The organism is Luteimonas rhizosphaerae, from assembly GCF_002849595.1.
GTDB classification, from domain to species: domain Bacteria; phylum Pseudomonadota; class Gammaproteobacteria; order Xanthomonadales; family Xanthomonadaceae; genus Luteimonas; species Luteimonas cellulosilyticus.
This window is the reverse complement of sequence record NZ_NRQR01000013.1, coordinates 12,820-25,829: the sequence shown is the minus strand read 5'-3', so window position 1 is coordinate 25,829 and position 13,010 is coordinate 12,820. Positions and strand designations below refer to the sequence as shown.

General features: G+C 70.9%; 9 protein-coding genes. 6 read left to right on the top strand and 3 right to left on the bottom strand.

What is annotated here, in order from left to right; genetic code table 11:
- Nucleotides 1-15: 15 nt before the first annotated feature.
- Entirely contained in the window at nt 16-747 is a 732-nt protein-coding gene (gene pyrH / locus CJ022_RS06040) for a UMP kinase (RefSeq protein ID WP_101925775.1), read from the bottom strand.
- 231 nt (nt 748-978) lie between these two features.
- Here pyrH and CJ022_RS06035 point away from each other — a divergent pair, with 231 nt between their 5' ends.
- The 5 genes from CJ022_RS06035 to CJ022_RS06015 all read left to right on the top strand — a co-directional run bounded on the left by CJ022_RS06035 (nt 979) and on the right by CJ022_RS06015 (nt 6,837).
- A complete protein-coding gene (locus CJ022_RS06035; protein ID WP_101925774.1) occupies nt 979-3,651 on the top strand; it encodes an ATP-binding cassette domain-containing protein in 2,673 nt (890 codons plus the stop codon).
- Between the two features lie 120 nt (nt 3,652-3,771).
- Nucleotides 3,772-4,731 (top strand): acyl-CoA dehydrogenase family protein, encoded by a 960-nt coding sequence (locus CJ022_RS06030; RefSeq protein ID WP_199171437.1) that lies wholly within the window; start codon nt 3,772-3,774, stop codon nt 4,729-4,731.
- Nucleotides 4,719-5,498, top strand: a complete 780-nt coding sequence (locus CJ022_RS06025; RefSeq protein ID WP_101925773.1) for a PIG-L deacetylase family protein — start codon at nt 4,719-4,721, stop codon at nt 5,496-5,498. The genes CJ022_RS06030 and CJ022_RS06025 overlap by 13 nt, the downstream gene beginning before the upstream one ends.
- Complete coding sequence (locus tag CJ022_RS06020; protein ID WP_101925772.1) at nt 5,495-6,097, top strand: SAM-dependent methyltransferase; 603 nt, start codon at nt 5,495-5,497, stop codon at nt 6,095-6,097. The genes CJ022_RS06025 and CJ022_RS06020 overlap by 4 nt, the downstream gene beginning before the upstream one ends.
- Complete coding sequence (locus CJ022_RS06015) at nt 6,094-6,837, top strand: glycosyltransferase family 2 protein (protein ID WP_101925771.1); 744 nt, start codon at nt 6,094-6,096, stop codon at nt 6,835-6,837. Before CJ022_RS06020 ends, CJ022_RS06015 begins: the two co-directional genes overlap by 4 nt.
- 320 nt (nt 6,838-7,157) lie before the next feature.
- Here the strand turns inward: CJ022_RS06015 and CJ022_RS06010 are convergent, their stop codons facing one another.
- Nucleotides 7,158-9,275, bottom strand: a complete 2,118-nt coding sequence (locus tag CJ022_RS06010; protein WP_101925770.1) for a catalase — start codon at nt 9,273-9,275, stop codon at nt 7,158-7,160.
- Nucleotides 9,276-9,605: 330 nt separating this feature from the next.
- Nucleotides 9,606-9,827 carry a hypothetical protein gene (locus CJ022_RS06005; RefSeq protein ID WP_101925769.1) on the bottom strand — a complete coding sequence of 74 codons (222 nt, stop codon included), beginning with the start codon at nt 9,825-9,827 and terminating at the stop codon, nt 9,606-9,608.
- Between the two features lie 313 nt (nt 9,828-10,140).
- Between CJ022_RS06005 and CJ022_RS06000 the strand changes: the two genes are divergently transcribed.
- On the top strand, nt 10,141-12,990 hold the full coding sequence (locus CJ022_RS06000; RefSeq protein ID WP_158238366.1) for a bifunctional diguanylate cyclase/phosphodiesterase: 2,850 nt from the start codon (nt 10,141-10,143) through the stop codon (nt 12,988-12,990).
- Nucleotides 12,991-13,010 lie beyond the last annotated feature (20 nt).

The following is a 13,010-nucleotide window of genomic DNA, read 5'->3' as shown; positions in this document are numbered from 1 at the left end:
GTGCGCGCGCCGCGCTCAGCCGTTGCTGCGGCCCTGCACCAGGGTGCCGATCGCCTCGCCGCGCAGGATGCGCAGCAGCACGCCGGGCTGGCTCATGTCGAAGATGCGCAGCGGCAGGTCCGAATCGCGGGCGAGCGCGAACGCGGCGGTGTCCATGACCTCGAGGCCCTGGCTCAGCACCTCGTCGTAGGTCAGCGTGTCGTAGCGCTTCGCCGTCGGCACCTTCTTCGGATCGGCGTCGTAGACCCCGTCGACCTTGGTCGCCTTCAGCAGCAGGTCGGCGCCGATCTCGATGCCGCGCAGCGCGGCGCCCGAGTCGGTGGTGAAGAACGGGCTGCCGACACCGGCGGCGAAGATCGCGATGCGGCCCTTCTCCAGGTGCCGGATCGCACGCCGGCGGATGTAGTCCTCGCAGACGTCGTTGATCTTGATCGCGCTCATCACGCGGGCGCGCGCGCCGCGCTTCTCCAGCGCGTCCTGCATGGCGAGCGCATTGATGACGGTCGCCAGCATGCCCATCTGGTCGCCGGTGACGCGGTCCATGCCGGCCGCCGCCAGGCCCGCGCCGCGGAAGATGTTGCCGCCGCCGATGACCACGCCGACTTCGGCGCCCGCCTGCTGGGCCTCGATGACTTCGTCGGCGAGCCGGCCGATGACCTTCGGATCGATGCCGTAATCCTCGTCGCCCATCAGGGCCTCGCCGGACAGCTTCAACAGGACACGGCGGTAGGCGAGGGGCGACGACATGGCGGAACTCCGGGAAAGGCGGCGTGCGGATTCTAGTGGATCTGCGCGCCAGCCGGGCGGGCCCGATGCCGCCGCGCACACGCTCCGGTCATGCCGCGGATGGTGGGATGAGGGCCTGCGGACGTCGCGACGTGGTCGCGCGCCTGTGCCCGCCTTGCCGAATGCCGCACATTGCCGTGCCGGTTGCGGTGTCGTGCCAGGCCGTTCCGCGTCTTCCAGAGGATCCACCCGATGTCCGCCCGCAAGACCACGCCGCGCCCGCGCGCGCGCAAGCCCGACACCGCCACCCACGACCGCGCCCGGTTCGTGCAGGTCCGCGGCGCGCGCGAGCACAACCTCAAGAACGTCGACGTCGACCTGCCGCGTGACGCGCTGGTGGTGTTCGCCGGCGTGTCGGGATCGGGCAAGTCGTCGCTGGCGTTCGGCACGCTGTTCGCCGAGGCGCAACGGCGGTATCTGGAATCGGTGGCGCCCTATGCCCGGCGCCTGATCCAGCAGGCCGGCGTGCCGGACGTCGACGCGATCGAGGGCCTGCCGCCCGCGGTCGCACTGCAGCAGCAGCGCGGCGCGACCAGCACGCGTTCGTCGGTCGGCAGCGTGACCACGCTGTCGAGCCTGCTGCGCATGCTGTATTCGCGCGCCGGCACCTATCCGCCGAAGCAGCCGATGCTCTACGCCGAGGATTTCTCGCCGAACACGCCGCAGGGCGCATGTCCGGAGTGCCACGGGCTCGGTCACGTCTACGCGATCACCGAGGCCTCGATGGTGCCGGATCCGTCGCTGACGATCCGCGAGCGTGCGATCGCCGCGTGGCCGCCGGCCTGGCACGGACAGAACCTGCGCGACATCCTGGTCACGCTGGGCCACGACGTCGACACGCCCTGGCGCGAACTGCCGAAGAAGACCCGCGACTGGATCCTGTTCACCGAGGAACAGCCGGTGGTGCCGGTCTATCCCGGTTTCACGCCGGCGGAAACGCGCACCGCGCTGCGGCGCAAGACCGAACCGGCGTACATGGGCACGTTCATGGGCGCGCGCCGCTACGTGCGGCATACCTTCGCGACGACCCAGAGCGCGCAGATGAAGAAGCGCGTGTCGAAGTTCATGCTCGGCAGCCCGTGTCCGACCTGCGACGGCAAGCGGCTCAAGCGCGAGGCGCTGGCGGTGACGTTCGCCGGGCTCGATATCGGCGCGCTGTCGGCGTTGTCGCTCGATCGCATGGCCGAGGCACTGGCACCGGCGGCGGCGGGCGACTTCACCACGGCCGATGCGCGCCGGTCCCGGGTGTCGAAAGCGGCCGTGCGCAAGGCCGCCGATGCACGCGCCGCGCGTGGTGGCGCGTCGCATGCCGCGAGCAGCGACGTGCGGCGCACGCCCGACCTCTCGGAGGAAAAGCGCATCGTCGCGCAGCGTCTGGCCGCCGATGTGTGCGCGCGGATCGGCACGCTGCAGGCGCTCGGACTCGGCTATCTGCCGATGGACCGCGCCACGCCGACGCTGTCGCCGGGCGAGCTGCAACGGCTGCGGCTTGCGACCCAGATCCGCTCCAATCTGTTCGGCGTCGTCTACGTGCTCGACGAGCCGTCGGCGGGCCTGCACCCGGCGGACGGCGAAGCGCTGTTCGACGCGCTCGACGACCTCAAGGCCGCCGGCAATTCGCTGTTCGTCGTCGAGCACGACCTCGGCATGATGCGGCGCGCCGACTGGCTGGTCGACGTGGGTCCGGGCGCCGGTGAGCGCGGCGGCGCGATCCTCTACAGCGGACCGCCGGACGGACTGGCGGGCATCGAGGCCTCGCAGACCGCGGCCTATCTGTTTCCCCGCGACGGGCGACCGGCGCCGCGGGCACCGCGGACGCCGACGATGTGGCTGCAGCTGCGCGGCATCCATCGCAACAATCTGCACGGGCTCGACGCCGACCTGCCGCTCGGCCTGCTGACCGCGGTCACCGGCGTGTCGGGCTCGGGCAAGTCCAGCCTCGTCAGCCAGGCGCTGGTGGAACTGGTCGGCGATCACCTCGGGCACGTGCCGCCGGCGGACGAATCCGGCGACGGCGAAGCGCCGGCGCTGCCGGTCGCGCGCACCGAAGGCAGGATCACGGGCGGGCTCGAGCACATCCGCAAGCTGGTGCAGGTCGACCAGAAACCGATCGGACGCACGCCGCGTTCGAACCTCGCGACCTATACCGGCCTGTTCGACCAGGTCCGCAAGCTGTTCGCCGCGACGAAGCTCGCGAGGGCACGCCGCTACGACGCGGGCCGCTTCTCGTTCAACGTCGCCAAGGGCCGTTGCGACACCTGCGAAGGCGAAGGCTTCGTCAGTGTGGAACTGCTGTTCATGCCCAGCGTCTACGCGCCGTGCCCGACCTGCCACGGCGCGCGCTACAACCCCAAGACGCTCGAGGTCACGTGGCAGGACCGCACCATCGCCGACGTGCTCGCGCTGAGCGTCGACGACGCCTGCAGTTTTTTCGCGGACGAGGCGGCGATCGTTAAACCGCTACGGCTGTTGCAGGCGATCGGTCTGGGCTATCTGCGGCTCGGTCAGCCGGCGACCGAACTGTCGGGCGGCGAGGCGCAGCGCATCAAGCTGGCGACGGAGCTGCAGCGTCCGCAACGCGGCGACGCGCTGTACGTGCTCGACGAACCGACGACCGGCCTGCATCCCGCCGACGTCGACCGCCTGATGGCGCAGCTGCAGGCGCTGGTGGACGCGGGCAACACGGTCGTCGTCGTCGAACACGAGATGCGCGTCGTCGCGCAGAGCGACTGGGTCGTCGACATCGGCCCCGGCGCGGGCGAGGCGGGGGGTCGCATCGTCGCGGCCGGGACGCCGGTGCACGTCGCCTCGGCCCCGGAGAGCCGCACCGCGCAGTATCTGCACGCTGCAATCGAAACCGGCTGATCGCGGGCGTCGGGCGCGACGGCCTCGCGATCCCGTCACTGCGGTCGGCGCACTGTCGCCGGCCCAGCTGTCGAGGTTCGCCGCGTGTCCGTGTCCGCTCCCGTTGTCTCCCTGCCGCCGATGGCCGCGCCCGCGGCGCTGGCGTCGTTCGCACGCGACTGGCGCGCGCGCTGTCCCGAGCTGCCGCGTCCCGGCGGCGGCGACACGTTGTCGCGCTGGCGCACGCTGGCGGCGATCGCGCGCGAGGACGTTTGCGGCGTCAAGGTGATGGAAGCGCACTACGATGCCCGCGCCATCCTCGACGAACTCGACCACGCGCCCGGGCCGATTGCCGATGCGCTGTACGCGGTCTGGGCCGCGGAGCCGCCGGATGCGCGGCTGACGTTCGCGCGCACTGGTGCGGGTGCGGGCCGCGTCGACGGCATCAAGGCCTGGTGTTCGGGCGCGGACCTGGTCGACGCCGCGCTGGTCACCGCGCACGACGGCGATCGCCGCGTGTTGGTGCAGGTCGTGCTCGACCAGCCCGGCATCACGCGTGTCGCAGGCGATTGGCAGGCGGTCGGCATGGCGCGCGTGGAAAGCGGGCGCCTGTCGTTCCAGGGCGCGGATGCGGTGCTGGTCGGCGCGCCCGGGGCCTATCTCGACCGCCCCGGCTTCTGGCATGGCGGCGGCGGGATCGCCGCGTGCTGGTACGGCGCGGCGACCGCGATCGCCGACACCCTGCGGCGCGCGCCGCGCGCGGCGAAGAATCCGCATGCGATGGCGCATCTGGGCGCGATCGACATGGTGCTGTCCGCCGCGGCCGCATTGCTGCGCGAGACCGCCGCGCAGGTCGACGCGGTGCCGCAGCGGACGCACGCCACCGCTGTCACCCGTGTGCGCAGCGTCGTGGAACGCACTGCGACCGAGGTCATCGATCGCGTCGGTCGCGCACTCGGACCCGGTCCGCTGTGCGAGGACGGCGCGCACGCGCGACGCTGCGCCGATCTGACGACGTTTCTGCGGCAGAGTCATGCCGAGCGCGACTGGGCCACGCTCGGTGATGCCGCGCGCGAGGAGGTCGACGCATGGTCGCTGTGATCGACGCGGCGGTGGCGGTCGGTCCACGCATCGAAGGCCTGGGCACGCCGGAATCCGCCTGGCAACGTTCGGCCTGGCTGGCGGCATTGCCGCTGCACGCGGCCGCGGACTGGATCGCCGGTTGCGAACGCCTGGTGGTGGTCGCGCCGCATCCGGACGACGAAGCGCTCGGCTGCGGCGGCGTGATCGCGACGGCCCGCAGGGCCGGCGTCGATGTCGTCGTGGTCTCGGTCACCGATGGCGAAGCCTGCTATCCCGATGCCGCGGTCTGGCCGGTCGCGCACCTGCGCGCCGTGCGTCGCCGCGAACTCGAAGCGGCGATGGCCTGCCTCGGCGTGCCTGCCGGCGCGATCGTCACGCTCGACTTCGGCGACGGCGCTGTCGCCGCACGCGAGGCCGCGCTGGTCGATGCGCTGCGGCGCCTGCTGCGCGAAGGCGACCGCGTGCTGACCACGTGGCGTGGCGATGCGCATCCCGATCACGAAGCGACCGCACGCGCGGTCGAGCGGGCGGTCGCGTTGACCGGGGCGCGCGGCCTGCAGTTCCCGGTATGGGCCTGGCACTGGATGTCGCCCGACGCGGCCGCGTCGCCGCTGCCGGGTGCGCTCCGTTGCCGCCTCGACGCGGATGCGCAGCAGGCGAAGGCGCGCGCGCTGGCCTGCTTCGCCTCGCAGCTCGCATCCGAAGATCCCGCGTTCCCCGCGCCGATCCTGCCGGTCCACGTGCTGGCGCGGTTCGGTCGCGACTTCGAAGTGCTGCTGCCATGAGCGCGTCGACGCCCGCGCAATACTTCGATGCGATCTACGCCGACGACGATCCGTTCGGCTATCGCGAACGCTGGTACGAGGCGCGCAAGCGCAGCCTGCTGCTCGCCAGCCTGCCGGCGGCGCGTTTCGCCGCTGCGTGGGAGATCGGGTGCTCGAACGGGGAACTGACCGCGGCGCTCGCACCGCGTTGCGACCGCCTGCTCGCGACCGACCTCAACGCACGCGCGGTCGCGCTGGCCGCGGCGCGGACGCAGGACCAGGCGCATGTCCGCACGCAGCAGGCGCAACATCCCGACGACTGGCCCGAGGGGCGGTTCGATCTCATCGTCTTCAGCGAGGTCGGCTATTACCTGGATGTCGCAACGCTGACGCGCATGGCGTTGCGCCTGCGCGCGAGTCTGCGCGACGACGGCGTGCTCGTGGCCTGCCACTGGCTGCCGCCATTCCGCGAGGCGCCGCAGTCGGGGCGCGAGGTGCATCGGCTGTTGCGGCGCGTGCTCGGCCTGCCGCGCCTGTTCGCCTACACCGATGGCGACCTCCGGCTCGAAGGCTGGGGCGGGCAGGGCGTGTCGGTGGCCGCGCAGGCGGGCCTGCGATGATCGGCGTCGTCATTCCCGCGCACAACGAAGAAGCCGCGATCGCCGCGTGCCTGACCTCGGTGCAGATCGCCGCCGCCTGCGACGCGCTGCGCGGCGAGGCGGTGGAGATCGTCGTCGTGCTCGACCGGTGCAGCGACGGCACCGCGGCGATCGTCGCCGCGCACGGCCTGGTCGCGATCGTGCTCGGCGAGGGCAATGTCGGACGCGCCCGCGCCGCCGGCGCCGACCGGGCGATCGAGCGCGGTGCGCGCTGGGTCGCCTGCACCGATGCCGATTCGCTGGTGCCGCCCGACTGGCTGTCGGCGCAGCTCGCCTATGGCGCCGATGCGTTCTGCGGCATCGTCACCGTGCGTGACTGGCGCGATCACGATCCGCGCGTGCGCGACGTCTATCTGTCGACCGAATGCGATCGCGACGAACACCCGCACGTGCACGGCGCCAACCTGGGCATGAGCGCGGCGATGTACCGGCGTTGTGGCGGTTTCCAGCCGCTGGCCGCGCACGAGGATGTCGCCGTCGTCGCCTCGCTGGTGGCGGCTGGCGCGTGCATCGCGCGCAAGGCGACGCCCGTCGTCGTCACCAGCGCCCGCCGGGTCGCGCGCGCGCGCGGCGGCTTCGCCGATTACCTGCTCGCGCTCGAGGCCCGCACCCTGGCGCGCGCGGCGCGCGGCGGGAGCGTGCTGGCGTCCGGATTCGACGGCGCGCTGCAGCCCTGCTTCGGCGAGGCCGGTCACCGCTGATCGTCTGCGTCGCGCGCGGCGCGCGACGGCGGGTGCGTCGACCCGGATCGATTCTACGGCGCCGATGGCTTGTCGGCTCGACGGCGCGCCGCTTGGACCGGCATTTCATCGCCTGGGGCGACGTCGCGCCGATGGATCGCCTGCATCGTACGAGCGCTGGGGGATGCGTCCACGGCACGCGGCAACGCGCACCGCGAGAACCCGTGGCGCCCGCTGGCGTCACGGGGACCGGCCCAGGTGCCGCTGGCCGTGACCGTCGCCACCCACACAACAGAACGCCGCCTCGCGGCGGCGTTCTGCATCACGCGACCCGAAACGGATCAGGCCAGCATGCGGATCATCTTTTCGCGATCCCACTGGCGGGTCTTGGCCGCGGCGATGAAGGCCTTGGCGTCACCGGCGTCGAGCACGCCGGCATCCTTGGCAATGCCGCCCGCCTTGAGCACGGCCTGCGCGCCGGCGTCCGCGGCGATCGCCTTCAGGTGGCCGAAGGCGTCGCGGACCCAGTCGACCGCGGCCGCTTCCTTCGACAGCTGCTTGCCGCCGGCCTCGGACAGCACCACCGCAACCGCGTCGAACAGCACCGACGGCGTCCCGGCCAGCTGGCCGTCCGCCGGCAGCTTCTTGCCGTTGGCCAATGTCGCGCCGCCGAGCTTCGGCGCGACGATCTTGACCATCGCGCCGGCCGCTTCGGCGGCCTTGCGCAGCGCCTGCACCGTGGCGCCGTCGGAGCCGTCATGCACCAGGATGCCGACGCAACGGCCTTCGAGCGTGTCCTTCATCCGGTCGACGATGCGCAGGGCAGGCGACAGGGCCAGATCCTGCGGGGCCACGCGTGCCTCCGGGGCAGGCGGCACGGTCTCCAGCCCGAGACCGTCGGCGACGCGCTGCGCCAGCGACGGGTCCACGTGCTGCAGATGGCCGACGATAGCCTCGCGCACGTGCGGCGTCTCGACCTTCGACAGCTCGAAGACCAGCGCCGACGCGATGTGCGCCTGCTCGATCGCGGACTGACTGCGGAAGAACATGCGCGCCTGCGAGTAGTGATCGGCGAAGCTCTCCGCGCGCACGCGGCCCTTGGCGCCATCGTCGGCGGGCGTGGTATGGCTGCGGAAGCCGGCCGGCGTTTCGCGTGGCGCGTCGCCCTGCAGCGAACTCGGCTCGTACGCGACGCGGCCCTTGGGCACGTTCATCTGCATGTGGCCGTCGCGCTGGTTGTTCGCGAACGGGCACTTCGGCGCATTGATCGGAATCTGGTGGAAGTTCGGGCCACCGAGGCGCGACAGCTGGGTGTCGAGATACGAGAACAGGCGGCCCTGCAGAAGCGGATCGTTGCTGAAGTCGATGCCCGGCACGACGTGCGACGGGCAGTACGCGACCTGCTCGGTCTCGGCGAAGAAATTGTCCGGCCAGCGGTCGAGCACCATGCGCCCGACGATCGTCAGCGGCACCAGTTCCTCGGGGATCAGCTTGGTCGAATCGAGATGGTCGAACGGAAATTTGTCGGCCTCGTCCTGCGTAAACAGCTGCACGCCGAGTTCCCACTCCGGAAACGCGCCCGCCTGGATCGACTCGAACAGGTCGCGGCGATGGAAATCGTTGTCGGCATGCTGCAGCTTCAGCGCCTCGTCCCACACGGTCGACTGGATGCCCAGCTTCGGCCGCCAGTGGAACTTCACGAAGGTACTGTCGCCGGCCTCGTTGATCAGCCGGAAGCTGTGCACGCCGAAGCCTTCGATCGTGCGCAGCGAGCGCGGGATCGTGCGGTCGCTCATCGCCCACATGATCATATGCATCGACTCGGGCGTCAGCGAGATGAAGTCCCAGAACGTGTCGTGCGCGCTGGCGGCCTGCGGGAAGCCGCGGTCGGGCTCCATCTTCACCGCGTGGATGACGTCGGGGAACTTGATCGCATCCTGGATGAAGAACACCGGGATGTTGTTGCCGACCAAGTCCCAGTTGCCTTCCTTGGTGTAGAACTTGACCGAGAAGCCGCGCACATCGCGCGGCGTGTCGACCGAGCCCGAACCGCCGGCGACCGTCGAGAAACGCGTGAACAGCGGCGTCTTCTCGCCGACCTCGGTCAGGATCCTGGCGCGCGTGTACTGCGACAGCGACTTGGTCAGCTCGAAATAGCCGTGCGCAGCCGAGCCGCGGGCATGGACGATGCGCTCGGGAATGCGCTCGTGATCGAAGTGGGTGATCTTCTCGCGGAGTATGAAGTCCTCGAGCAGGGTCGGGCCCCGCTCCGTCGCGCGCAGCGAATTCTGGTTGTCGGAAATCGGCACGCCGTGGTTCGTCGTCAACGCCGGATGGTCGCCACCGGCGGACTGATGGAGTTCGTCGCCGTTGCCACGTGTGACCTCGGCCACGCCGGACGCACCGGTGGAACGAGCGGGAGCGCCGGGCTTGGCCGGGCGGGCAGTCTTGTTAGCCATGAATGGGGTCCTGGGAGAAAGCGGGCGGTGCTGCGGAGGAACCTCGCAGCGGCTGGCGGCGTCGATCTTGTGGGCGGCACCGTGACGGGCCTGTGCGCTGCACGTATTCAGCGCAGTATTCCAGGCGTGGTTCGGTTCGAACCACGCAAGCACAGAGGTTCTGTCGGTAGGGATGGGTGCACGTGCAGAACGGCAGGTCGCATCGCGTCGACCCGGAGACCGTGGTGCTGCGGTACGCAAGCGCGCCGGGCTGCGCGAATGCGAATTCCGCATCGCCCGGCAAGGGATTCGGCGTGTCGGGCCCGCAGGGCAGTGCCGCGATCGCCGGGATCAGGGCTTCGCGTCACCCGGCTTGCGCGTCGCCTCCGACGGCACCTCGCGGATGCGCGTCTTGCCTGCGGTCAGCGCCGGATCGTTGCCTTCCGCGTATGCGTTGTTGTCGTGCGCGTACCGGTCGCCCTTCGATGACTTGCGATCGTTGACGGCGACATGGTCGGCCTGTTCGGGCTGATCGGGATTGGTGGCGGATTCGGGCTTGTCGGTGGCGGCCATGACGGTTCCTTGCAGGGTGGCGATGGGGACCTGTCGGGCGTCCTCGAGAGTCGCCCACGCTAGACCTGGCGATGTCAACGCGATGCAGCGAGGCACGCGTGGGCGCACCGCACGGCTCACACGCACGGGAGGCGTGGAATCAAGCGGTTTCGTCACGCCATCGTGATATCCCCGACAGGTGTTGCGGGACGTATGCGGGGTGGCTATCGTCGGGGTCTGCTGGCTAAGGATGGTTCACTTGCAAGCAACGCCACGACGGCACCGGTTGGGCTCTTCACGCGTGGTACGTAACGCGGGCGTCTGCCTTGGACTGGTGATCACGATCGTCCTCGGCGTCCTGGTGCTGCAGGATCGCAATGCGCGCATCGATGCCGCGCGTCGTCAGAGCCTGGCGCTCGCGACCGGCATCGACCGCCTCGTGCATTATGAAATGCGCAACCTCGAGCGTGCGCTGGCCGGGATCGCGCGCAACACCGGCGACGCGACGTTGGACCCGATGATGCACGCGCGCCGCGACGCGGCGGTCTCGGACCTCCTGTCCCGGCAGGAGGAAATCCAGGCGGTCGAGTGGTTCGATGCACAGGGCGGTGCCCGCGGTGGGCGGCAGGACGATGCCACGCTGCCGACCTGGGCCGGCCGTGGCACGAATGCGCAGGCCGGTCTGTCGATCGGACCGCTGCAACGACGCGGCGACCTCTGGACGCTGCCGGTCGCGCTCCCGACGCCGCGGGGCTGGCTGGTCGCCCGGCTCGGCACCGCGGAATTCCAGCGCATGATCGATCGCCTCGACACGGGACGCGACGGCAGCGCGGCGATCCTCGCGCGCGACGGCACGATCGTGGCGCACGACCGCCGTGCCGGTGCCCATGTCGGCAAGCGGATCGCATTGCCGGCGACGGGGGAGTGGGCAGACGGCATCGCAGGCCGCGATGCGGTCAGCCAGCTGGACGGCGTCGAACGCGCGATGCGCTTCAGCGCGACCAGCGGTTATCCCTTCGTCGTCGGCGCGGGCATCGGGCTGAGCGAAGCGCTGTCGGCCTGGCGCTGGTATGCCGCGGCGGGCGGTTCGCTGGTGCTGCTCTACTGGCTGTCGCTGCTGTATCTCGTGCGCCGGCTGCGCGCCAACGAACGTGCGCGCGAAACCATGCTCGAGCAGATCGAGACGCAGTCGGAGTGGTTGCAGCAGGCGCAGCGCGCGACGAAGACCGGTGTCTGGCGTGTCGAGGCGGGCACGTCGACGGTCCGGGTCTCCAGCGAGATGGCCGCGCTGTTCGGTCTCGAACCGGGCGATGGCCTGGTCCCCATCGACGACTTCTTCGACCGCATCCACGTCGACGACCGGGAGCGGATCCGGTCGAGCTTCGCGCACTCGCAGATGGATGGCGCGCCGTTCGAGGAGGATTACAGGATCGTGCCCTCCGATGGCAGCGTCCGCTGGGTGGAAGGGCGCGGCGCGACCGTCCGCGACCGGCGCGGCACGCCGGCGATGACCGGCACCGTGAACGACGTCAGTGCGCTGCATGCGGCGCAGCTGCAGCTGGAACGCGCCGAACTGCAGTTCCGGCACCTGTTCGAGCGCAACCCCCTGCCGTTCTGGGTCGTCGACATCGCGACGCGCCGCTTCCTCGCCGCCAACGACGCGGCGATCGACAGCTACGGCTATCGGCGCGAGGAGCTGCTGGCGATGCGCGATACCGATCTGCTGGCGCCGTCGGTCGCCGAGCAGGAAAGCGCGGAGTTCGACCTGCGCACGGGCATCGTGCGGCACGTCGCGCGCGACGGCCGCGAGATCGAAGTGCGCATCCAGGCGCGCGACATCGACTTCGCCGATCGTCCCGCGCGACTGGTGCTGGCCGAGGACATCGGCGAACGGCTGACCTACGAGCGCGACCTGGCGTGGCGCGCGAACCACGATTCGACCACGGGCCTGCTGACGGTGCCGGCGTTGATCCTGCGCCTCGACACCAGTTGCGACGCCGGCGCCGCGCCGGGATTCGCAGTGGCCTACGTGCGCCTGCGCGACCTGGAGCTCGTGGCGCCGACGCTGGGCCAGCGCGCCGCCGAGAAGCTGCTGCGCGAAGCGGCCGCGCGCTTCGCCCGCATCGGCGCGCAGTTCGGCTGGGTCGCCTATGCGCCGGCGGAGTCCTTCGTCGTCGTGGCGCTCGATCCCGCGCATCGCGACGAGATGGTCGCGGCGCTGGTGGCGGCGATCGACGCGCCGATCGAACTCGAAGGTGGTCTGCAGTCGCTGGAAGCCTGGATCGGGCTCGCGTCGGCGCCCTGCGAAGCGGGCGGCGCGGAGAAGGTCGTCGGCCATGCCGCGCTCGCGGCGCTGAAGGCCCGTCGCGACAATCTGCCGCTGCTGGCCTACGACGCGACGATGGCGGCCGTCGCCGCGGACCGTCTGGCGCTGCTGCGGCGCGTGCGACGCGCGGTGGAGCTGTCGGAGTTCGAGCTGTTCTTCCAGCCGATCCGGCAGGTGCCGGGCGGCAAGCCGACCGCGCTCGAAGCGCTGCTGCGCTGGCGCCAGCCCGACGGCAGCTTCGTGCCACCCCTGCAGTTCATCCCGCTGTGCGAAGAGTCGGGCCTGATCGTGCCGATCGGCGCTTGGGTGCTCGAGCAGGCGGCGCGGGCGCACCAGCGGCTGGCGGCGGCGGGGCACGGCGACGTCGCGATCGCGGTCAACGTGTCGGCGGTGCAGTTCGATGCGGGCACGACGGCGGACGTGCTGCGGCGCCTGCAGCGCGACTACGCGCTGCCGGAGAACGCACTGCACTTGGAGCTGACCGAAAGCGTGGTGCTGCGCAATCCCGACGCCGCGCGCGCGCAGATGCGGAGGCTGCGCGAGCAGGGCGTGTGCCTGTCGATCGACGATTTCGGCACCGGCTTCTCGAGCATGGCCTACCTGCGCGACCTGCCGCTCGATCACCTCAAGATCGACCGGGCCTTCGTGCACGACGTCGACCGCGACGCCCGCAATGCCTCCATCTGCCGGGCGCTGATCGCGCTGGGACACGGGCTGGGTCTGCGGGTGATCGCCGAGGGCGTCGAGCGCGACGGTCAGCTGGCGTGGCTGCATGCGAACGCCTGCGACCAGGCGCAGGGGTATCACCTGGGCCGGCCGGCGCCGCTCGACGAAGCCCTGGCGGCGTTGCTCACCTGAGCGCGTCAGCCGTTGTCGCG

Coding starts and splice junctions, on each gene's coding strand:
- CJ022_RS06020 (WP_101925772.1), top strand. CDS start 5,495: ATGAGCGCGTCGACGCCCGCGCAATACTTCGATGCGATCTACGCCGAC.
- CJ022_RS06010 (WP_101925770.1), bottom strand. CDS start 9,275: ATGGCTAACAAGACTGCCCGCCCGGCCAAGCCCGGCGCTCCCGCTCGT.
- pyrH (WP_101925775.1), bottom strand. CDS start 747: ATGTCGTCGCCCCTCGCCTACCGCCGTGTCCTGTTGAAGCTGTCCGGC.
- CJ022_RS06025 (WP_101925773.1), top strand. CDS start 4,719: ATGGTCGCTGTGATCGACGCGGCGGTGGCGGTCGGTCCACGCATCGAA.
- CJ022_RS06005 (WP_101925769.1), bottom strand. CDS start 9,827: ATGGCCGCCACCGACAAGCCCGAATCCGCCACCAATCCCGATCAGCCC.
- CJ022_RS06015 (WP_101925771.1), top strand. CDS start 6,094: ATGATCGGCGTCGTCATTCCCGCGCACAACGAAGAAGCCGCGATCGCC.
- CJ022_RS06030 (WP_199171437.1), top strand. CDS start 3,772: ATGGCCGCGCCCGCGGCGCTGGCGTCGTTCGCACGCGACTGGCGCGCG.
- CJ022_RS06035 (WP_101925774.1), top strand. CDS start 979: ATGTCCGCCCGCAAGACCACGCCGCGCCCGCGCGCGCGCAAGCCCGAC.